This is a genomic window from Streptomyces ovatisporus (assembly GCF_042653885.1).
GTDB lineage: Bacteria > Actinomycetota > Actinomycetes > Streptomycetales > Streptomycetaceae > Streptomyces > Streptomyces ovatisporus.
In genome coordinates, this window is sequence record NZ_JBHSFH010000017.1 from 158415 (window position 1) to 180249 (window position 21835).

General features: G+C 69.5%; 18 protein-coding genes. 8 read left to right on the plus strand and 10 right to left on the minus strand.

The genetic code is table 11. The features are described 5' to 3' along the window. Nucleotides 1-6: 6 nt before the first annotated feature. The gene (locus tag ACFPA8_RS26655) at nt 7-693 is read right to left on the minus strand and encodes an HAD family hydrolase (protein ID WP_386452608.1); all 687 of its coding nucleotides are present in this window, start codon (nt 691-693) and stop codon (nt 7-9) included. Between the two features lie 130 nt (nt 694-823). Further along, nucleotides 824-1339 (minus strand): DUF6912 family protein, encoded by a 516-nt coding sequence (locus ACFPA8_RS26660; RefSeq protein ID WP_386452610.1) that lies wholly within the window; start codon nt 1337-1339, stop codon nt 824-826. A gap of 295 nt (nt 1340-1634) precedes the next feature. On the opposite strand from ACFPA8_RS26660, the gene ACFPA8_RS26665 reads away from it, so the two are divergent. Further along, nucleotides 1635-2318 (plus strand): Rv3235 family protein, encoded by a 684-nt coding sequence (locus ACFPA8_RS26665; protein ID WP_386452611.1) that lies wholly within the window; start codon nt 1635-1637, stop codon nt 2316-2318. A 119-nt stretch (nt 2319-2437) separates the two neighbouring features. Here ACFPA8_RS26665 and secA read toward each other — a convergent pair whose 3' ends face one another. After that, the gene (gene secA, locus ACFPA8_RS26670) at nt 2438-5272 is read right to left on the minus strand and encodes a preprotein translocase subunit SecA (RefSeq protein WP_386452613.1); all 2835 of its coding nucleotides are present in this window, start codon (nt 5270-5272) and stop codon (nt 2438-2440) included. Nucleotides 5273-5444: 172 nt separating this feature from the next. Between secA and ACFPA8_RS26675 the strand changes: the two genes are divergently transcribed. Beyond that, nucleotides 5445-6026, plus strand: coding sequence for a GNAT family N-acetyltransferase (locus ACFPA8_RS26675; RefSeq protein WP_386452615.1), 582 nt, complete (start codon nt 5445-5447; stop codon nt 6024-6026). A 139-nt stretch (nt 6027-6165) separates the two neighbouring features. Continuing rightward, nucleotides 6166-7350, plus strand: coding sequence for a winged helix-turn-helix domain-containing protein (locus tag ACFPA8_RS26680; RefSeq protein WP_386452616.1), 1185 nt, complete (start codon nt 6166-6168; stop codon nt 7348-7350). Nucleotides 7351-7530: 180 nt separating this feature from the next. Here the strand turns inward: ACFPA8_RS26680 and ACFPA8_RS26685 are convergent, their stop codons facing one another. The 7 genes from ACFPA8_RS26685 to mtnA all read right to left on the minus strand — a co-directional run bounded on the left by ACFPA8_RS26685 (nt 7531) and on the right by mtnA (nt 16008). Further along, nucleotides 7531-8226 (minus strand): response regulator, encoded by a 696-nt coding sequence (locus ACFPA8_RS26685; protein ID WP_386452658.1) that lies wholly within the window; start codon nt 8224-8226, stop codon nt 7531-7533. A 216-nt stretch (nt 8227-8442) separates the two neighbouring features. Then, on the minus strand, nt 8443-9135 hold the full coding sequence (gene hpf / locus ACFPA8_RS26690) for a ribosome hibernation-promoting factor, HPF/YfiA family (RefSeq protein ID WP_386452617.1): 693 nt from the start codon (nt 9133-9135) through the stop codon (nt 8443-8445). Between the two features lie 258 nt (nt 9136-9393). Continuing rightward, on the minus strand, nt 9394-10203 hold the full coding sequence (locus tag ACFPA8_RS26695) for a ComF family protein (protein ID WP_386452660.1): 810 nt from the start codon (nt 10201-10203) through the stop codon (nt 9394-9396). A gap of 113 nt (nt 10204-10316) precedes the next feature. Next, nucleotides 10317-12107, minus strand: a complete 1791-nt coding sequence (locus tag ACFPA8_RS26700) for an LpqB family beta-propeller domain-containing protein (RefSeq protein ID WP_386452618.1) — start codon at nt 12105-12107, stop codon at nt 10317-10319. 40 nt (nt 12108-12147) lie between these two features. Further along, complete coding sequence (mtrB, locus tag ACFPA8_RS26705; protein WP_386452620.1) at nt 12148-14190, minus strand: MtrAB system histidine kinase MtrB; 2043 nt, start codon at nt 14188-14190, stop codon at nt 12148-12150. A 1-nt stretch (nt 14191) separates the two neighbouring features. Beyond that, the gene (gene mtrA, locus ACFPA8_RS26710; RefSeq protein ID WP_386452622.1) at nt 14192-14869 is read right to left on the minus strand and encodes a two-component system response regulator MtrA; all 678 of its coding nucleotides are present in this window, start codon (nt 14867-14869) and stop codon (nt 14192-14194) included. After that, nucleotides 14866-16008: an S-methyl-5-thioribose-1-phosphate isomerase gene (gene mtnA / locus ACFPA8_RS26715; RefSeq protein WP_386452624.1), complete on the minus strand. Its 1143-nt coding sequence runs from the start codon at nt 16006-16008 to the stop codon at nt 14866-14868. Before mtnA ends, mtrA begins: the two co-directional genes overlap by 4 nt. A 137-nt stretch (nt 16009-16145) precedes the next feature. On the opposite strand from mtnA, the gene ACFPA8_RS26720 reads away from it, so the two are divergent. Genes ACFPA8_RS26720 through ACFPA8_RS26740 form a run of 5 tightly spaced genes read left to right on the plus strand, consistent with a single transcriptional unit; the run spans nt 16146 to nt 21742 of the window. Then, entirely contained in the window at nt 16146-17372 is a 1227-nt protein-coding gene (locus ACFPA8_RS26720) for a proline-rich domain-containing protein (RefSeq protein ID WP_386452626.1), read from the plus strand. Nucleotides 17373-17376: 4 nt separating this feature from the next. Further along, nucleotides 17377-18156, plus strand: coding sequence for a DUF4129 domain-containing protein (locus ACFPA8_RS26725; protein ID WP_386452628.1), 780 nt, complete (start codon nt 17377-17379; stop codon nt 18154-18156). Next, entirely contained in the window at nt 18153-19439 is a 1287-nt protein-coding gene (locus ACFPA8_RS26730) for a DUF4350 domain-containing protein (protein WP_386452629.1), read from the plus strand. The genes ACFPA8_RS26725 and ACFPA8_RS26730 overlap by 4 nt, the downstream gene beginning before the upstream one ends. Beyond that, on the plus strand, nt 19436-20401 hold the full coding sequence (locus ACFPA8_RS26735) for an AAA family ATPase (RefSeq protein ID WP_386452631.1): 966 nt from the start codon (nt 19436-19438) through the stop codon (nt 20399-20401). Before ACFPA8_RS26730 ends, ACFPA8_RS26735 begins: the two co-directional genes overlap by 4 nt. A gap of 30 nt (nt 20402-20431) precedes the next feature. Then, nucleotides 20432-21742, plus strand: a complete 1311-nt coding sequence (locus ACFPA8_RS26740) for a DUF58 domain-containing protein (protein ID WP_386452633.1) — start codon at nt 20432-20434, stop codon at nt 21740-21742. Nucleotides 21743-21835: the final 93 nt, after the last annotated feature.

A 21835-nucleotide genomic window follows, 5' to 3' on the forward strand; every position in this document is an offset into this window, starting at 1 on the left:
GCCGCCTCATCTGCTCTCGTTGGCGGCCCAGTCGGCGGCCTCGATCGCCTCTTCGAGAGTGTCCACAACCGGCACTCCGGCTGTCTCCAGACTGGCCCGGCTGTGCGAACCGCCCGTGTAGAGCACCGCACGTGCACCCACATGCGCGGCAGCCACAGCGTCGTCGACGGCGTCCCCGATGACGACGGTGTTCTCCGCCTCGACCTTTTCCAGCGCGAGCAGGTGACGTGCCATCTGCTCGCCCTTGACGCCCCCCGAGGGACCGGTCGCACCGTCGACGCGGACGAAGTGGTCGGCGATCCCATGCGTCTTGACGAGCGGAACGAGCCGGTCGTGCGGCGCGAGCGAACACAGCGACTGGGTACGCCCCTCGGCCTTCTGCGCCGCCAGCAGCTCCGCAGCACCCTCGACGAGATCGGCGTCCCGTGCCCGCAGCCAGTAGTGACGGTGGAAGGACTCGTCCATGACCTCCCACTCCCGCTCGCTCGGCAGCCGCCCTATGAGCCGCTCGTAGAACCGGGGCACCGGAACGCAGTACAGCTCGCGGTAGCGCTCGAGCGTGATGGGCGGAAGACCGAGCTCTGCGAAAGCGGCGTTCGTCGCGGCTATCACGGCATGGATGTCGTGCAGCAGCGTGCCGTTCCAGTCCCACACGATGTGTGCGGTGCGCCTGCCCGAATGTCCCGGATTCATGGTGAAGACCGTACGTCGGGGGTCTGACAGCGCGACACCGGATTCCCGGACCGACGAGCGCCGCGCCGGCCCTGCCGCTCCCCGGCGCCGCACGGCTCCCCGGAGCGGAGCCGGGGAACGGCGTCAGCCGTCAGCCGCCGAAGACATGCGGGATCTCCTGCATGGCGTACCAGAGCAGTTCGTGGTCCTCGGCGCCGTCCACCGTGAAACGGGCGTCCTCGTCACCCATGTCGGCCGCTCCCAGCGCGTCCGCAGCAGCGGTGACATCCGGTTCCGCGTCGTCCGCGTCGACATGGACGGCTGCCGCCTCCGACAGCCGTACGGACGCCCCGATCCGCACCTGCCCGAGGGATTCGCGGTCCAGAACCTGATCCGGGTCGAAGCTCACCTCGCCGTCCGGGATGTCGACGGCGAGAACGACCCGGCGGCGCGGCGCGTCGGGACGGGCCGCCAGCAGCCGCAGGGACGCCTGCGCGGCGCGGTTGAGGGCGGCGTACTCCAACTCCTCGCTGTCGTCGGAGACATACCACTCGCGCAGTCCGGGCGTGACGGCGTAGGCGAGGATCGCTCCGGGCTCCGGCGCCAGCTCCCCGGCGGCGTGCGCGTCCTGGAGGGCGGGCAGAGTCAGAGGCACATAGACACGCATCGATGCCGCTTTCGTGTATCGCCGGACGGTCTGTCAGGCCAGGATACGGCGCGAGCAGCGGCCGTTCCCTGTACGGGCGTTGAACGAAACCCGCAGGTGGAGAACGGCATCCGTCATCTTCACTCCACGCCGCCCCACTGATAGGTGAATCGCTTTCCGGCGCCGACCCACCCACGGTCACACATTGCGACCGCACGATCGCGGTCGGTACAACCGTCAGCGAAAGCTACTGCCGGGTACTGACTGGTTTCCGGCCTCTCTGACACACCACTCATCGGGGGACCCCATGAACGCCGTGCCCAATCCACCCGCGCGGTCCGACAGCACCTCGGGCCTCGCCCCGCACGCCGCCCGGCACGCCACGTCGCACGCCGCCCGGCACACCGGCCCGGACACCGCTCCGGGCGCCCCGGGGACCGTCACGGGCGCCGGCCCCGGCGCCGCCGCGCCTCCTCAGGGCCGCCCGGCGACAGCCCCTCCCCACGCGCGCAGCCACCAGCCCTCCGTGCGCAAGGCGCCACCCGGCCGCCGCGACTCCCGCCGCCCCGGAACACCCGCGACGGGGCGCCCTGGAGCCGCCCCGGGCCGTCCCTCGGCCTCCGCCCTGCGGGCCGCGGCCGCCAGGGAACGCGAACGCCAGCCGCCCTACTGGTTCGCCAGCCGGCTCGTCCTCGTACTCAGCGGGCAGCGTCCCGTCCACACCCTCCTGCAGCACACCCGGGGAACGGCGTACGAGGAGCTGTCCGGGCTCGCCTCGCACGCCCCGCTGCGGCCCCGCGGAGCGGACCGTACAAGCCCGGAAGTGCTCGACGCCCGCGGCAGCCGGCCCCGTGACGGAGTGATCGAGGCGTTCGCCCGCATCGTCACGGGGGACCGGCAACGCGCCATCGCGTTCCGGCTGGAGCTGTGCCCCGACCGCCGCTGGCGGTGCGCAGCCGTCGAACTCGACGGCCAGTCCACGGGCCGCGGCCGGCCGTGAGCCGTCCGGTCCGGCAGCAGCTCGTGCCCCGTCCAACGCGTCCGCACAGTGCTACGGGCTGGTGCCCGCCACCCCGTCGGGGCGACGGGCACCAGCCCGTACACGTCAACGCGCGAAGGTCACTTCTTGCGGCGCTTGCCCTTCTGGGCCTTGCGCCGCTCCGCCCGCGTCAGACCGTCCGCCGCCGAGCGAACAGGCTCTCCGGCGGAAGCGCCGGTCTCCAGCTCGCCCTCCTCCACGCCGCCCTCTGCGGTCGGCGCGGAGTAGTGCAGCCGGTCGGGGCGCTGCGGGGCGTCCAGGCCCTTGGCACGGATGGCCGGTGCGGCCCCCATCGCCGCGCCCGCGGGCACCGCTTCCTGCGGCTCCTTCTCCAGCGAAGCCTTGACCTCGGGCTTCTCCTCCACGGGGACCTCTTCGACCTGCTGCTCGACCTGGACCTCCAGGTTGAACAGATAGCCGACGGACTCCTCCTTGATGCCGTCCATCATGGCCTGGAACATGTCGTAGCCCTCCCGCTGGTACTCGACCAGCGGGTCCTTCTGGGCCATGGCACGCAGGCCGATGCCCTCCTGGAGGTAGTCCATCTCGTAGAGGTGCTCACGCCACTTCCGGTCGAGCACCGAGAGCACCACACGCCGCTCCAGCTCACGCATGATCTCGCTGCCGAGCTCCGCCTCACGGGCGTCGTACTGCTCGTGGACGTCGTCCTTGATGGACTCGACGATGAACTCGGCCGTGATGCCTTCGCGCTCCCCGGCGGCCTCTTCGAGCTCCTCCACGGTCACCTTCACCGGATAGAGCTGCTTGAAGGCGCTCCACAGCCGGTCCAGGTCCCACTCCTCGGCGAAGCCCTCGACGGTCTCCGCCTGCACGTACGCCTCGATGGTGTCGTCCATGAAGTGCCGCACCTGCTCGTGCAGGTCCTCGCCCTCCAGGACGCGGCGGCGCTCGCCGTAGATGACCTCGCGCTGCCGGTTGAGGACCTCGTCGTACTTCAGGACGTTCTTGCGGATCTCGAAGTTCTGCTGCTCGACCTGGGACTGGGCGGAGGCGATGGCCCGCGTCACCATCTTGTTCTCGATGGGGACGTCGTCCGGCACGTTCGCCATGGACATCACACGCTCGACCATCTGCGCCTTGAACAGCCGCATCAGGTCGTCGCCGAGCGACAGGTAGAAGCGGGACTCGCCCGGGTCGCCCTGCCGGCCCGAACGGCCGCGCAGCTGGTTGTCGATGCGGCGTGACTCGTGACGCTCGGTGCCCAGCACGTAGAGCCCGCCGAGCTCCTTGACCTCGTCGACCGCGTCCTTGACCGTCCGCTCGGCCTTCTCCAGAGCGGCAGGCAGCGCCGCGCTCCACTCCTCGGAGTTCTCCACGGGGTCGAGCCCCATCCCGCGGAGCTCCTTCTCGGCGAGGCCCTCGGCGTTGCCGCCGAGTTTGATGTCGGTGCCGCGGCCGGCCATGTTCGTCGCGACCGTGACGGAGCCCTTGCGGCCCGCCTCGGCGACGATCGCCGCCTCACGCTCGTGGTTCTTCGCGTTGAGCACCTCGTGGCGGACGCCGCGCTTGTTGAGCTGCTCCGAGAGGTACTCGGACTTCTCGACGGACGTCGTGCCGACCAGCACCGGCTGGCCCTTCTCGTACTTCTCTGCGATGTCGTCGACGACGGCGGAGAACTTGGCGACCTCGGTGCGGTAGATCAGGTCGGCCTGGTCCTTGCGTGCCAGCGACCGGTGCGTCGGGATCGGGACGACGCCGAGCTTGTAGATCTGGTGGAACTCGGCGGCCTCGGTCATGGCCGTACCGGTCATGCCCGAGAGCTTGTCGTAGAGCCGGAAGAAGTTCTGCAGGGTGATCGTGGCGAGCGTCTGGTTCTCGTCCTTGATCTCGACGCCTTCCTTGGCCTCGATCGCCTGGTGCATTCCCTCGTTGTAGCGGCGGCCGGCGAGGATACGTCCGGTGTGCTCGTCCACGATCATGACTTCGCCGTCGAGGACGACGTAGTCCTTGTCCTTGTGGTAGAGCTCCTTGGCCTTGATGGCGTTGTTGAGGTAGCCGACGAGGGGCGTGTTCACCGACTCGTAGAGGTTGTCGATGCCCAGCCAGTCCTCGACCTTGACGACGCCGGCCTCGTGGATGCCGACCGTCCGCTTCTTCTCGTCGACCTCGTAGTCCCCGGACTCCGGCTTCTGCGTCCGCGGGTCGCCGGGCTCGCCCTTCTCCAGGCGCTTCACCAGCTTGGAGAAGTCGCTGTACCACTTGGTGGCCTGGTCGGCCGGGCCGGAGATGATCAGCGGGGTACGGGCCTCGTCGATGAGGATCGAGTCGACCTCGTCGACGATGGCGAAGTTGTGGCCGCGCTGCACCAGTTCGTCCTTCGACCACGCCATGTTGTCGCGGAGGTAGTCGAATCCGAACTCGTTGTTGGTGCCGTAGGTGATGTCGCAGCCGTACTGCTCGCGCCGCTGCGCCGGCGTCATGTGCGCCACGATGCAGCCGACCGTCAGGCCGAGGAAGCGGTGGACACGGCCCATCCACTCGGAGTCACGCTGCGCGAGGTAGTCGTTGACCGTGATGATGTGGACGCCGTCACCGGAGATCGCGTTCAGGTACGCGGGGAGCGTGCCGACGAGGGTCTTGCCCTCACCGGTCTTCATCTCCGCGACGTAACCGAGGTGCAGTGCCGCACCACCCATGATCTGCACGTCGTAATGCCGCTCACCGAGCACTCGCTTGGCGGCCTCACGCACGGTGGCGAAGGCCTCGGGCATCAGGTCGTCGAGGCTCTCACCATCCGCGTACCGCTCCTTGTACTCGTCCGTGAGGGCGCGGAGCTCGGCATCGGACAGGTCCACGAAGTCCTCTTCGATGGAATTCACCTGCCGCGCAATGCGGTCCAGCTTGCGCAGGATCTTCCCTTCACCTGCGCGCATGAGCTTGCCGAAGACGGACACTTAGGGTGGCTCCTTGCCGGTCGAACCTGGCACGGTCAGTGCGCGGACGCGACGATACGGTCTTCGCCGCACCGGCCATCGTATGCGAGGGACGTACGCCCCTGTACCCCTAACGGTTCGGAGCGGTGGATGGTGCCGGAGGCCGCCCGGCCCTCCCGGGCACAATCGGTTCATGGAGCCCACCACTCTCACCACGGCGCGTCTGATCCTGCGTCCCTTCGCCGAGCAGGACGTGGAGGCGCTGGAGACCGCCTGCCAGGACCCGGACATCGCACGCTGGATACCGGTCCCCGACCCCTACACCCGCAAGGACGCCGAGGAGTTCGCGCTCAAGGTGAGTCCGGACGGCTGGCGCGAGGACACGATGTACAACTTCGGCGTCTTCACGAAATCAGGTGTCCTGGTGGGGTCGATGGGTCTCGTCCGGCTCGCTCTGCTGCCGACTCCCGAACGTCAGGCCGAGCTCGGCTTCTGGACGGCCGCTCCGCAGCGTCGCAAGGGCTACACGGTGGAGGCGGGCCGCGCGGTGTCCCGCTGGGCGTTCACGGCGCTGGGGACGGAGCGGCTGGAGTGGGTGGCGGAGGTCGGGAACGAAGGGTCGCGACAAGTGGCCCGGCGGCTCGGCTTCGTCATGGAGGGCACGCAGCGGGCCAGGATCGTGCACCGCGGGACCAGACGCGACGCATGGATCGCGGCGCTCCTCCCGTCGGATCTGGGGCTGGGGGCGGAGAAGCCCTACCTGCCGGCACGGTGAGCAGGGCAGCCGCGGAGAACTGCGCGGCGCAGGCGCCGGGCACGCCCCGGTCTGCACCGGCGGGCACTGGCGGGCACCGGCGCGGGCCCCAGACCTCGGCCGGGGCCCGTTGTCGGCGGTGCCGCTTATCGTGTGCCGCATGAAATCCGCCGAGATCTCACTCTCCGCAGACGAGGCACGGAGGCTGGCCCTGCGAGCCCAGGGGTTGCTGGGCGCGCCGGACCGCCGCACCGGGGTGCGGGGAATGCTGCGCCGGCTCGGCGCGGTCCAGCTCGACACCATCTCGGTGCTGGCCCGCTCCCACGAGCTCGTGCCGTACGCGCGGTTGGGCGCGGTCGGCCGGCGAGCGGTGGAGTCGGCGTACTGGAGCGGCGGCCACAGCTTCGAGTACTGGTCTCACGCCGCGTGCATCCTCCCCGTCGAAGAGTGGCCGCACTTCGCGTTCCGGCGCCGTGAGCGGCGGGCCCGCGGCCACCGGTGGCACGTGCTCGAGGACAAGGACCGCGCCTGCGCGCTCGTCCGGGACAGGCTGAAGGCGGACGGCCCGCTGACGACCACCGAACTGGGCGGCGGCAAGAACGGCGGCGAGTGGTTCGACTGGTCGGAGACGAAGATCGCGGTCGAGTGGCTGCTCGACACCGGTGAGGTCGTCTGCACAGAGCGTCGCGGCTGGAAAAGGGTCTACGACCTCGCCGAACGAGCGATCCCCGACGACCTGCTGCACGACGACATCGACGACCACGAGTGCGTGCGCCGCCTGGTCGCCCAGGCAGGCACGGCGATGGGGGTCGCGACGCGAGCGGATCTGGCGGATTACCACCGGCTCAAGGGCGACCAGGTGGACGCCGCGCTGCCCGAGACCGGCCTCGTACCGGTCTCCGTGGAGGGATGGGGGAAGCCTGCGTGGGCGGATCCCGCCGCGCTCGCCGCCTCGCCGCGGGGCCGGCACCGTACGACGCTGCTCTCGCCCTTCGACTCCTTGGTGTGGGACAGGCCCCGCACCCAGCGGATGTTCGACTTCACGCACAGGCTGGAGGCCTACGTCCCCAAGCCGAAGCGGATACACGGCTACTTCGCCATGCCGCTGCTCGCGGGCGGCAAGCTGCTCGGCCGGGTCGATCCGGGGCGTGAGAAGTCGGCTCTGGTGGCGCGACAAGTCTCCCTGGCGGGCCGGAAGGCGGTCGCGCCCATGGCCAAGGCGCTCTGGGAGGCGGCGAGTTGGGTGGGATGCGAAGAGGTACGGGTGGGGCGTTGCGACGACGCCGAACTGCGCACTGCGCTGGTGAAGGCCTTGGCAGAGGGCCCCGCGGGTACAGCCGGCTGACCGGGACCGGGCTTCCGCGATCCAGTCCGTCCGGCCCCGGGCGACCGGCACCGCGGGTCTGACGGATGTCCGGTCAACGCCGCACCGCTGCGAGTGGCGCGCGACTCGTCTCCCACGGCTCTGCGTCACGCGGCCTCGCGGCTTCTGTGGCGTCCCGCAGCGAGTGCTTTCGGCCCCGACTCAGCGGATTTCCAGGATCTTCTCCCGCATCGCGTAGACCACGGCCTCCATGCGCGAGTGGAGCTGCAGCTTCTCCAGGATGTTCCGCACGTGGTTCTTCACCGTGTTCTCGCTGATGAAGAGCTCCTTGGCGATGTCCCGGTTGTTCATCCCCGTGGCGACCAGCTTGAGAACCTCGAGCTCGCGCTCGGTCAGCTTCGGCGCCGGCACGAGCTTGCTCTCGTCGGTCCGCTGGATCATCGATTTGAACTCGGTGAGCAGTTTCGCCGCCATCGAAGGGCTGATCTGGGACTGGCCGTCGGCGACCGCACGGATCGCCGCCGAGACCTCGTCGGTGGAGATCTCCTTGAGGAGGTAACCGGTGGCTCCTGCCTTGATCGCGTCGTAGAGGTCGGCTTCCTCGTCACTGATCGTCAACATGATGATCTTCGCGCTCGGAGCCACCTCCTTGATGGAGGTGCACGCCTCGATGCCGCCGCGTCTGGGCATCCGCACGTCCATCAGCACGATGTCGGGCAGCAGGTCCGCCGCCTTCTCCACCGCTTCGGCGCCGTCCCCCGCCTCGCCGATGACCTGGATGTCCTCTTCCTGGGCGAGAACGATCTCCAACCCGCGCCGGAAAAGCTCATGGTCGTCCACCACCAGCACGCGGATGGGCTCGGGCGGCTGCCGTTCGCGCAGGTCGCCGTCGTCCATCGCCACCCGCACCGGGTGCGCGTCGGGCATGGGCATCGCTGGCCCGAAGCTGTCCGCCATCGTTCCTCCCCCTGCAGGCTATGCCGCGCCAACCGTGCTGCGCAGCACAGCGGTTGGCGAATGAGGCCGTGAATGAGGCCATGATTCCACGCCCGCGCCCCCGGTCGGATTCTCGACCCGGCCGGGGGCGCGATCACGTCTGGTCAGTTCGAACAGTCAGCCGCCGAGCGAGCCACCGGCTTCCGGAGGCGGATCCACAGCGAACGGGTCCGGATCCAGGTGGATCACGCCGTAGTCGTAGCCGTGCCGACGATAGACGACACTCGGCTGCTTGGTTTCGGAGTCCACGAAGAGGTAGAAGTCGTGGCCGATCAGCTCCATTTCGTAGAGAGCCTGGTCGAGAGTCATGGGCGCCGCGGCGTGCGTCTTCTCCCGGACGACGAGGGGCCCCTCCCCCTGCACCTCCAGCGGCCCCACCTTGGTGGTCATCGGCGGCTCTTCGACCTTGGTGGGCGCGGGCGCCGCTGCGGCGTCCAGCTGTCCGTTGAGCTCTGCCGCGAGGTGTGCTGTGGCCGCCGCGACACTGATCGGCGTGCGGCCGCCCCGGTGAACCCGGCGCTTGTCGTGCTGCTTACGGAGTCGTGCTTCAAGTTTCGCCGCTGCCAGATCCAGCGCGGCGTAGGTATCGGAGGCGGCAGCCTCCGCGCGAATGACCGGTCCACGAGTGACCAGGGTGATCTCCACCCTGTCGGAACGGTCGGCCTGCCGGGGATTGTGTTCCTTGCACACCTCGACATCCAGGCTGATCACCTTTCCGTCGAGCTTTTGGATCTTCGCCAGCTTTTCGGCCACGTGCTTGCGGAACCTCTCGGGCACCTCGGTCTTGCGGCCCTTGACGACGATGTCCACGCAGAACTCCGTTCCCGGAGCGCCCCGCTGCGATAGAGCGGAGCACCTCCTTTGTGCACTGACACCGGAGGCTCAGGGCGTTTTGCCGCCAGCCTCCGGAACTCGGCTTGCGACTTTCACCTCCTTCTTCCCAACGGGAAGATCGCCACCTCATCTCGAACGTACCTCCACTGGAGGACGCGCGGCACCCCCTACTGGCACGTACCTACGTTCAGGTATCAATTCACGACAACCGGCAGCAACGATGTGCGATCTCTGCTAGCTGTCCGCTACATCCGAGTGCTGCCCACCGCCCGGCCTGGGCCGGAAGGCCACGACGGCTGCGGCCGTCACCTCCGGGCCCCGGATACGGACAGCGCGCCCCGCCTCGGCAAGCGACGCGCCTGTAGTCATGAGGTCGTCCACGAGTACCGTCTCCCCTTCCCACAAAAGCCGTTCGCCATCCGGCACCATCTCGAGCGCACCGTCGAGATTCGCCAGCCGCTGCCGTGCCGTGAGACCCGCCTGGTCCGCCACTGCCCGTCCGTGCCGCAGCACGGCGAGCACCCGGGCAGGCACCCCCGCACGCCGCAGTTCGCGTGCGGCCGCCAGCGCCATGCGGCGCACAGGGTCGTGACCCCGGCCGGCCACCGTTCGCCGCGCGGACGGCACCGGCACCAGCGTGAGCGGTGCTCCCGGCGAGCCTGATGCCCCCGCCCGCGAGCCCGCCCCTGGAAGGGGCCTCGTCCCGGCTGCCGCTCCGGACGGTCCCCGCGTACGGGCGTACGCCGTGCGGACAACAGCGGCGAGCAGCCTTCCGAGGGGAGCCGCCAGTCGCAGCGCACCGCGTTCCTTGTGGGCGAGCAGTACGGTCCGTACCTCACCGGTGTACGGCAGCGCTGCGTACACCCGTGGCAGTCCGGGCGGCGCGGGCCGGGGATCCACGCGCCGGGGCACCGCACGCCGCAACGCGTTGCCGCACGTACGGCACAGCTCCTCACGCACCCGCGGCAGGCCGCACCCGGCGCACGCCGAGGGCAGCACCAGACCTGCGAGTTCGTCTCCGAGTTCCCGCCACCACTCCCCCATGGCGTTCACTTTCGCAGCGACGTGCGGGACGCAACAGCCCTGTGGATAACCGCCCCTGTGCCCGGGGCGCAGCGTGACGCAGCCGCTCCCGGCCGCCGTTTCGCGCCGTCGCGTCAGCCCGGGTAGGCGGGACTCGTACCGCTGTCCGTGAGCGTCTTCCAGTTGGCGTCGGGAGGCAGCCGGAGGATGCCGTCCTCCGAGTCCGCAAGCAGCGGCTTGCTCTCGTCCTCCGAAGCCGCCACACCCGTCACGTCGTTGATGCCGGGCAGAGTCGGCTGGTTGGCGGCGGACCCGTCGGTCTCCGTGTACTGGATCTGCTGCACGCTTCCCGACTCCCGCCCCACGACGACCAGTCGGCTGCCTCCCGCCCACGACGCAGCCGCGACGTCCTCGAACTGCGGCGCCAGGGGCCGCAGCTCCGCCACGGTCACCTCCGGCCTCTCCGCCGTCCCGGCCCGCTGGACGCGGCCCAGCTTCAGCGTCCGCTTGCCGTCGTCCTGCCGTATTCGCAGCGCCATCCGTACACCGTCGGACGCGATCCGCAGCGACTCGATCCGCTCGTCCTCGCCCAGACCGGGAACGGCGACCTCTTCGGGTTTCTCCTTGCCGCCGCGCAGACGCAGCAGCTTCGGGTCGTCCGGGTCCCGGTCGGCGATCCACAGATCGCCCAGACCGTCCCAACTGGGCGCCGTGAGCCGGTCCTTCTCGCTCTTCGCCTTGCTGGTGAGGACCGGTTCGCCCAGCTTGCTGTCCTCGGCGAGCCGGGCCACGTAGAGAGCACGACCGGCCCGGGAGACGGCCGCCCCCTCCTGCTCGGCCCGGTTCACCGCGACAGCGCCCAGCTCCGTCTCGCCCCGGCCGAGCGCACCCTGGACCGGCCGCGGTTCGTCGCTGTTTCCGTCGAAGGCGGCCACGCGGTGGTCCTCGTCGACGAAGTACTGCCTGGACGCTCGCCCGTTGAGCCGTCCCGGCTCATAGTCCTCGGCCTGCTCCCGCGTTCGTTCGCACAGCGTCCGCCCGTCGGGTCCCGCGAGCCGAACCTTGCTCACCTTGGCCGACGCCTGCCCCTGGACGGTGTGCAGCACCTGGGATGCCATCCGGGCACATCTCGCGCTGCCTGCCTCGGCCCCCTGCGCGTTCAGCCGCACGCTCAGCGCCCCGGAATCGTCCAGCGACAGCCGTTCCCCGCGCGCCAGGCGCGTTCCGCGCGGGAACGAGGAGGTGACCACTGGATCGAACCACCGGGTCGGCCCGGACAGCAGCGCCTTCACCGTCGACGTGACGGGATCGATTCGTCGCCGCAGATAGACCGGATCCGCCACGAGCACGTTCTTGCCACCCGCGATCGACTCCGCGTCAGTGCCGAGGCGGGCGTAGTAGTAGTTGTTTATCGGACGGTAGATGCGCTGGAAGTCGGACTCCCCGAGCGCGAGGCCGTCCGGGAGCTGGTCGATACGCCACTCCCCGCGCACCTTGGTCAGGTGGAAGTTCTCGCGGTAGTCGCCCTCACGCGGCGAATAGGCGTGCTTGTCGTCGACCTCGGCCATCCTGCTGCCCGACACCTCGACGGTGTAGCCGCGCCGTCCGCCGGAGTCCTTCCGTGCCTTTCCGGGACTGGGGCCGTCGGAGAGCACGCTCGTACTCACGAACGGCTCCCACTCCTGCGCCTTGCGCTCGGTCAGGTACTTCTTCGCCGTGGAGAAGGTCGCCTCGTCACTTGTCGTCGCCTCCAGGAAGCCACGCACGATCTGTTGCGGCCGTTCCCCCTTCTGCGGGCTGACGCCGAAGACGCGCACCTGCGAGTCCGGGTCGGCGCGGTGGGAGGAGTCGACCCGGTCGACGCCGCCCTCGTCCGGCATGGAGGCACAGCCGGACAGCAGCAGCCCCACCGCGAGCAGTTGCACTGCGGCCCCACGACTGCGACCGGTGGGACGGCTACGCCGCTCAGTGCTCACCACTGTGCTCCTCCCGTACGGACTCGCGGGCCGGAACCGCGACCGCTGAGGCGGGCGCGGACGCCGAGGCGGAAGCGGAAGCGGAAGCAGAACCCGAGACCGAAGCAGAACCGCCCGGCCCCGGTTCCGGACCGGACCCCGAGGACGCCCGCACTGTGTCCGTCCTGCCGGAGGCTTCCGCCGGGTCCTTCCCGTCCTGTCCCGGAACAGCGCCTTCCAGCCGCCGCGCACGCCGGCTGTCAGCCGGCTCCAGCGGGAGCGGCGACGAGCGCAGGGCCTCCCCGGCGGCGCACGGCAGCGTGAGCCGGAACTGGGAGCCTCCACCCGGTTCGCCCCACACCTGCAGCCAGCCGCCGTGCAGCCGGGCGTCCTCGAGCGCGATCGACAGCCCGAGACCCGTTCCCCCTGTCGTACGGGCGCGCGCCGGGTCGGCCCGCCAGAAGCGGTTGAAGACGTGCTCCGCTTCCCGCCGGGTCAGCCCGACGCCGTAGTCCCGCACCGCCACGGCCACGGCTCCGCCGCGCGAGGCCATGCTGACCACCACGTCGTGTCCCTCACCGTGCTCTATGGCGTTGTCGACCAGATTGCGCAGCACCCGCTCGATGCGCCGCCCGTCCGCCTCCGCGACGACCGGCTTCTCGGAGCCGCGCACGACCACACGGCTGCCTTTGCGGTCGGCCAGCGGCTCGCAGCCGTCCACGACGCGGTGCACCACGTCGCGCAGGTCGATCGGTGCCGCGTCGAGGTTGGCGGCGCCCGCGTCGAAACGGCTGATCTCCAGCAGGTCGCCGAGGAGCGACTCGAACCGGTCCAGCTGTCCGAGAAGCAACTCCGCAGAGCGGGCGGTGGCCGGGTCGAAGTCCTCCCGGGCCTCGTGGATCACGTCGGCTGCCATCCGGACCGTGGTGAGCGGCGTGCGCAGCTCGTGCGACACGTCGGAGACGAAGCGGCGCTGCATCCTGGAGAGCTCCTCCAGCTGCTGGATCTTCAGCTGCAGATTCTGGGCCATCTTGTTGAAGGATTCACCGAGCCTGGCGATGTCGTCCTCGCCCGTGACCTTCATCCGCTCCTGCAGTCTGCCCGCAGCCAGCCGTTCGGAGATTCCGGCTGCCATCCGTACGGGGGTGACGACCTGCCGTACGACCAGCCACGCGATGGCGCCGAGCAGCACGACCACGAAGACCCCGGCCGTCGCCAGCGTGCCCTTGACCAAGTTCAGCGACTCCTCCTCCAGCGTGAAGGGGAAGACGTAGTACATCTGGTACGGCGCTCCGCCGGCATCGTTGAGCCGCTTGCCCACGATCAGCCCTGCCGTGCTGCCGCCGCTCTGCCGGTAGACCTTCGCGTACCGCTGGTGCGTGCCCGGCTGCTCGTCGAGGGCCTTGCGCAGGTCGGCGGGGATGCTCTCCTCAGGCCGGATGTCGCCGGAGGCGCGGGGGCCGCGGGTGGTGGAGCGGCCGTTGCCGAGGAAGGGCGAATCGTCGTTCTGCGAGCCGAGGGCGACTACGGAGTAGACGCCCTGGCCACCGCTGGCGAGCTGCTCCACCAGGTTGTTCAGCCAGGTGCCGGTGTTCTGCGAACTCCGGCCGCCGGTCCCCGGGCCGCCCGGGCCCTGGCCACTGCGCCCGCTGCTCGCGCTGTCGGCCATCTCCTGGGCGGCCGCGAACCCGCCCGCCGCCTGGCTCTGGGCGGTCTTCTCCTTGGCGTCGAGCAGTCCGTTGCGTACCTGTCCGATGACGACGATGCCGAGCAGCAGCACCACGCCGAGCGACATCAGCAGAGTGGCCGCCACCACCCTCAGCTGGATGTTCCGGCGCCACAGCCGGAGCACCGGCAGCAGTGGGCGTCGAACCCACCGGATGAAGAACCGGACAGCGGGATGGGCCCGCGGTCCGGTCGTGCCTTCTGGAAGCAAACCTTCCGAGAAGAGCGCCCCACTGCGCCACAAACGCCTGAACTTGGACATTTCAGACTCTTGCGGTGCGGCTCCGTCCCCACTGGGGCGGTGCTGGACGGAGCCGTTCCGGGTCATTTCAGCCAGGCCCCGCCTTGTAGCCGACGCCCCGGACCGTCACCACGATCTCCGGCCGCTCCGGGTCCTGCTCGACCTTCGAACGCAGGCGCTGCACATGCACGTTGACCAGTCGCGTATCGGCAGCGTGCCGATAGCCCCAGACCTGTTCCAGCAGCACCTCGCGGGTGAAGACCTGCCAGGGCTTACGTGCCAGCGCCACCAGGAGGTCGAACTCCAGCGGCGTCAGCGCGATGGACACCCCGTCACGCTTCACGGAGTGCCCGGCCACGTCGATCACCAGGTCGCCGATGGTCAACTGCTCCGGCGCGGGGTCGTCCGACCGCCGGAGCCTCGCTCGGATTCTCGCTACCAGCTCCTTCGGCTTGAACGGTTTGACGATGTAGTCGTCGGCCCCCGACTCCAGGCCCACCACCACATCCACCGTGTCGCTCTTAGCGGTCAGCATGACCACCGGCACCCCGGACTCGGCGCGGATCAGGCGGCAGACCTCGATGCCGTCCTTCCCGGGCAGCATCAGGTCGAGGAGTACAAGATCCGGTTTGGTCTCGCGGAAGGCGGCGAGCGCCTTGTCGCCGTCCGACACGAACGACGGTTCAAAGCCTTCGCCGCGCAGCACGATGCCGAGCATCTCTGCCAGTGCGGTGTCGTCGTCGACGACAAGGACGCGTCCCTTCATGCGTTCATCATCCCATTACCCCATCGTGACGTTCTCGTTCGTGACGGGGAACACAGCCCCGCGACAGTCTCCCTGGTCACAGGCGAAACGACACCGCGCTCGGTGACGACCGCCGTCACCAGGTCCGGCGGAGTCACATCGAAGGCCGGGTTGTACGCCTCTGCCCCCTTAGGAGCCAGCTGGACGCCCTCCTCGCCCGCCGTGCCGGAGGCCGACCGGTACGGGAATGAGATCTGCGTCACTTCCTCCGCAGGCCGTTGCTCCACCACGATGTCGGCACCCCGTTCCGTTGCGGCGTCCACCGTGGTGACCGGCGCGACGACCACGAACGGGACCCCGTGGTGCCGCGCCAGCACGGCCAGCGGGTAGCTCCCCACCTTGTTGGCCACGGATCCGTCGGCAGCGATCCTGTCGGCTCCGATCAGCACCGCGTCGACCTCCCCGGCAGCGAACAACGAACCGGCGGCACTGTCCGCCAGCACGCTGTAGGGCATCCGTTCCCGTACGGCCTCGTACGCGGTGAGCCGCGCCCCCTGCAGCAGCGGCCGGGTCTCATCGACCCAGAGCTGCTGGAGGTCACCGGCGTCATGAACCGCCGAGACCACCGCGAAAGCAGTGCCCTTCCCTCCCGAGACCAAGGTCCCCGTGTTGCAGTGCGTGAGCAGGCGGAGTCGCCGCCCCGGCACCAGCTCACCGAGCAGCTCCCTCCCCAGCCGCGCCATGCGCGCGCTCGCTTCGGCGTCCTCCTCGTGCAGAGCTCTCGCCTCCGCCAGCGCGGCAGCCGCGGCCCCGTCTTCACCGGCTCCACCGTCGGTGGCCGCCTTGTACGCGCGCTCGACCCGGCGCACCCCCGCAGCAAGGTTCACCGCAGTCGGACGGGCGGACGCCAGCCGGTCAGCCGCCTGTGCCACATCGCCGCCCAGGGCTGCAGCGAGCGCGACACCGTAACCACCCGCCACACCCAGCAGCGGAGCGCCCCGCACTGACAGGGCACCGATCGCCGCCACCAGGTCGGGCACGTCCTTGCACGCCAGCTCGACTTCCTCGGCCGGCAGCCTCGTCTGGTCGAGGAGTACCAGCTTCGGCGGCCGCTCAGCGGACTCCTCCCAGCGCAGCACCGGGACACCATGATCTGCCATCCGCACAGTCTGCCCTCACCTGCGGCAGCTTCTGAAGGGAAGTTGAGACCTCGGTGCCCGGTCTGCGGCCGCGCCGCCCATGGGACGATGGCTGACAGCCAGGCGATGCAGCGACCCACACCACGAGGTGACCACACGTGAACGACTCTCCGGGCTGGGCCTCGCCCGGATCCTCCCCCTCCGACGGTTCACCAGAGGACAAGCCTCTGCAATCTCCCGGCAGCTCGCCCCCGGGGCGGCCCGCGGACGAGCCGCCCAAGAACTGGTCGGCCCAGCAGCCTCCCGCTCACGGGGGCGCGGGTTGGGGCACGCCGCCCGAGTCGCCCGGCTGGGGAAAGTGGGACAACGGCTGGAACCACCAGCCACCCGCCGCCAAGCCCGGCGTCATCCCCCTGCGGCCACTGGGTGTCGGCGAGATACTGGACGGCGCTGTCGCCACCATGCGAGCGCACTGGCGGACAGTGCTCGGTATCTCCCTCGTCGTGGCTGTCGTGGTCCAGCTCGTCGGGACCCTGATCACCGGCTTCTGGCTGAGGGACTCCGCCGACCTGACAGCGCTCAGCAAGAACCCCGAGCCGACCGCCGGACAACTGATGGACGCCATGAGCGGGACGCTCAGCAGCTCCGGCATCGCCGTTCTGGTCAACACCCTGGGCACTGTCATCGCCACGGCCATGCTGATGGTCGTGGTCAGCCGAGCCGTGCTGGGACGCACAGTCGACGCCGGCGAGGCCTGGCGGGACTCGCGCCCTCAACTCCTTCGTCTGCTCGGCCTCCTCGTGCTCGTGCCCCTCCTCGTCTCCCTCTCCATGGCCGCGGGCGCCGCGCCCGGAGTCGCCCTCCTGGCGGCAGGACTCGACGCCCTGGGGGTGGCCGTCATGATCGTCGGCCTGGTGGCAGGACTGGTCGGCGCGATCTGGATCTGGGTCCGCTTCAGCTTGGCCGCGCCCGCACTGATGCTGGAGAAGCAGGGCGTCCTCACCGCGATGCGCCGCTCCGCCAAGCTCGTCCGAGGCAGCTGGTGGCGGGTGTTCGGCGTGCAGATCCTGGCCGCCATCCTCGTCTTCATCGTCGCCTCGATCATCCAGATGCCGGCGACGCTCATCGGGGCACTGGTCAGCGGCCAGGGCGCCGCCGCACTCACCGACCCGGCAGCGAGCACGAGCTGGTCCTCTCTCATCGCCACCGGCATCGGTGCGGTCATCGCTTCGACGATCACCTTCCCTATCCGGGCGGGCGTCACCGCTCTGATCTATCTCGATCAGCGCATCCGCCGCGAGGCCCTCGATCTTGAACTCGCGCGTGCCGCAGGCATCTCCGGCTACGGCGACCAGCAGGCCGACCGGCCGGCCGCCGGGGGCTGAGGAGATGCCGGGGGGCGTGGCCATCGCCGGGCTGCACTTCGACATCGGCGTGCCCACCGGGAGAACCGGTCTCGACGACGACGGTGTTCCCGTCACCACGCCCCGTGCCCCCGCCCGCGAGGCGGCCGAGCGCGAACTCTCCAAAGGTGAGTACCACCAGGACGACCCCGGCCTCTTCCAGCGCATCCTCGACTGGCTGTGGGAGCACATCGCCTCCCTGCTCGACTCGGCGGCGAAGGCGACACCCGGGGGCTGGACAGGACTCACGGTGATCGCATGCCTTCTGGTCCTGTTGCTCGTCGCCCTGCGGCTCAGACTGGGCAGAATCCTGCCCGGACCAGCCACGACCGAGGGGTCGCTCTTCAACAGTCGCCCCCGGACCGCCGCCGAGCACCGCGCCACCGCTGAGACGCACGCTGCCGCAGAGCGATGGACCGAAGCCGTCAAGGAACGGATGCGTGCCGTCTTCCGCTCGCTCGAAGAGCGGGCCCTTCTCGACCGTCGCCCAGGCCGGACCGCCGACGAGGCAGCCTTCGAAGCCGGCCTGGCCCTGCCGGACCACGCCGAAACGCTGCGCTCCGCTGCCCGATCGTTCGACGAGGTGACGTACGCGAACCGGAAGTCCGACGCAGCCACATACAGCACCGTCCGAGACCTCGACACCGCCATCCAACGTGCTACGCCTCGACTGCCCGGGACCAGCACGTTGCACGATCTCGACACCGCAGATACGAGGGAAGGCAGGGAGACCCCGGCCGACTCACTGGAGGGAGGCGGCCGTTGAGCACCGGCTCCGGCACATCCCTGTCTCCCACTGCCATCCAGCTCTGGCGCCGGGCTCGCGGCCTGCTGCTCGCCGCGGCAGTACTCGCAGTGGCCGGAGTCGCCATCGCCGCGATCCGTTCCGGACCCGAGTACGGGCTTCTCGATCCCCGGTCCACCGACGATCACGGAAGCAGAGCGGCTGCCGAGCTCCTGAGGGAACGCGGCATCGAAATCGAGATGGTCAGCACCTCGACCGAAGCGAAAAAAGCTGTCGGTCCGCATACGACGCTGCTGGTCAGCGACCCGGACGCGCTCTCCCGACGGCAAAGCTCCGATCTGCGAACAGCACCCCGGAGCGGCGGACGGACCGTCCTCGTCGCCCCCGGCCCCGCAGCCACCAGAGCACTCACCCGAGGCGTGCGGGCATCGGCCCCCACCTCGGTCGAGCTGACACCGCCGGACTGCGACTTCCCGCCCGCCGAACGCGCCGGAGACGCCGAACTCGGCGGAGTGCGCTACACGGTCACCACGGACCAGGCAGACACCTGCTACTTGCACCGGAGCCTGCCGTCGCTCGTGCGGTTGCCGGCAGACAGCGACAACGGCAGCCGGGCCGGCGCGGACGGCGGCGACACCGTACTGCTCGGGGCACCCGACCCGCTCTACAACCAACGGCTCGCCCATCGCGGCAACGCCTCCCTGATGCTTCAACTGCTCGGCTCCCGCCCTCATCTCGTCTGGTACGTCCCGTCACCGGCCGGCTCCTCCACCGACGGCGACGGCGAACGCGGCCTCCTCGAACTGCTGCCTGACGGCTGGTCCTGGGCCTTGCTGCAACTTTCCTTCGCTGCGGTTCTCGCCGCTCTGTGGCGCGCACGCCGCCTCGGCCCGCTCGTGTCCGAGCAGCTCCCCGTCTCGGTACGGGCCTCCGAGACCACCGAAGGCAGAGCCCGCCTCTACCGCAGGGCCGATGCCCGTGACAGCGCATCGGAAGCGCTGCGTTCCGCAACCCGCGCTCGGCTTGCCGGCCTTCTCGGACTGAGCGCAGCGGAGGCCCACTCACCGCAAGCACTCACTACCGCCGTCGCAGCGAGTTCCTCCGCTGACAGCGCCCCCGGGCCGGGCACCACCACGCAGCCACCCAGCGACGCGACACAGCTGTACAACCTCCTCTTCGGCTCAGCGCCCCCGAACGATGCGGACCTCGTCCGTCTGGCCGACGAACTCGACGCACTCGAACGTCGCCTCTCCCACTCCACTTCCACGACAAGCCGACCCACAGACAAGGAACGCACCCCGTGAGCGTCCCCTCAGCAGAGAGCGCCCGCAGCGCCCTGGAAGCATTGCGACTGGAGATCTCGAAAGCAGTGGTCGGCCAGGACGCCGCCGTCACCGGCCTCGTCGTCGCTCTGCTCTGCCGCGGCCACGTACTTCTCGAAGGCGTCCCCGGCGTCGCCAAGACTCTGCTTGTACGCACCCTCGCTGCCACGCTCGAAGTCGAGACGAAACGCCTTCAGTTCACCCCCGACCTGATGCCCAGCGACGTCACCGGTTCTCTGATCTACGACGCACGCACCGCGGAGTTCTCCTTCCAGCCCGGCCCGGTATTCACGAACCTCCTCCTCGCGGACGAGATCAACCGGACACCCCCCAAGACACAGGCATCACTGCTCGAAGCAATGGAAGAACGACAGGTGTCGGTCGACGGCACCCCGCGCAAGCTGCCCGACCCGTTCCTGGTGGCAGCCACTCAGAACCCGATCGAGTACGAGGGCACCTATCCCCTTCCCGAGGCCCAGCTCGACCGCTTCCTGCTGAAGCTGAACCTGCCGCTCCCGACCCGCGACGACGAAATCAGCGTCCTCACCCGCCATGCAGAGGGCTTCGACCCCCGGGACCTGGCCGCGGCGGGCGTCCGCGCCGTGGCAGGACCGGATGATCTCGAAGCTGCCCGCGCTGCCGTCGCCGCCACCTCCGTCACGCCCGAAGTCACCGGCTACGTGGTCGATATCTGCCGTGCCACTCGCGACTCCCCCTCGTTCACGCTCGGCGTGTCCCCTCGCGGGGCCACCGCACTACTGGCCAGCGCACGCGCTTGGGCCTGGCTCACCGGCCGCGACTATGTGATCCCCGACGACATCAAGTCCTTTGCCCTGCCCACTCTGCGGCACCGTGTACAGCTCCGTCCGGAAGCAGAAATGGAAGGCGTCACCCCCGACAGCGTGATCAACTCGATCCTCGCCCATGTCCCCGTCCCCCGTTGAACTCAGTCAGCTGATTGGGGAGTCTGCTTCATGGCGTTCACCGGCCGCACAGCCCTCGCCGCCGCACTCGGGGCCCTTCTGGTCGGCTTCGTACTGCCCAGCTGGACCGGCATGCTCACAGTCGAACTCCCCTTGCTGCTTGCAATTCTTTACGACCTCGCGCTTGCGGCGCCAGTGAATCAGCTGGGGTTCACGCGTTCCGGTGACACTTCAGTTCGGCTCGGCGAACGTGCGTACGTGAGCGCCCTCGTCACCAACCCATCCCCCCGCCTCGCACGCCTCCGTATCCGCGACGCATGGCCTCCCAGCAGCTGGCAGGAAGAGCCTGGAGCGGCGACGGGCCGCCACACACTGCGCATCCCCCCGGCAGAACGGCAGCAGTTCACGACTCCCCTTCACCCGTCCCGCCGCGGCGACCGCAAGGCGGACCGGATCACGGTGCGTTCTTTCGGCCCTCTCGGCCTCGCAGCCCGTCAGGGAAGCCATTCGGTGCCCTGGACCGTGCGTGTCCTCCCTGCCTTCACCAGCCGGAAACACCTCCCCGCCAAACTGGCGCGGCTCCGGGAACTCGATGGCCGCACAAGCATCCTGACGCGGGGAGAGGGCACGGAATTCGACAGCCTCCGCGAGTACATCCCCGGTGACGACACCCGTTCAATCGACTGGCGCGCGACCGCCCGACACTCAGCGGTCGCCGTCCGCACCTGGCGTCCCGAACGGGACAGGCGCCTCCTCATCGTCCTCGACACCGGCCGAACCTCCGCGGGCCGCGTCGGAGACGCGCCACGCCTGGACGCGGCCATGGACGCCGCCCTTCTCCTCGCATCCCTCGCCTCTCGCGCCGGCGACCATGTCGACCTACTCGCCTACGACCGTGGACCTCGGGCAACCGTCAAGGGACGGACAGCACATGACGTCCTCCCCGCATTCGTTTCGGCGATGGCACCCCTTGAACCTGCACTGGTCGAGTCCGACACCCGCGGGCTGGCATCCACCGCTCTGCGCATGGCTCAGCACCAGTCCCTCATCGTTCTTCTCACCGGCCTGGAGGCATCACCCGTCGAGGAGGGTCTTCTTCCAGTTCTTTCGATGCTCACCCAGCGCCATACCGTCCTGGTCGCCTCGATCTCCGACCCGCGCATTGCCGAAATGGCCGCCTCGCGAGGCACAACAGACGCGGTATACGCAGCGGCAGCAGCAGCCCGCGCCCAGTCGGAACGCAACCAGACAGCCGACCATCTCCGCCGCCGGGGCGTCGTTGTCGTCGACGCCCTGCCCGACGACCTTGCGCCCGCGGTCGCGGACGCCTATCTCTCACTCAAAGCAACCGGCCGACTGTGACCGCCGGACTTCCACGGCGGGCAACTGTACGTGGGCATGAGAAAAGCCCCGTTGACGTGGTATCCCGTCAACGGGGCTTTCTCCAATGATAGT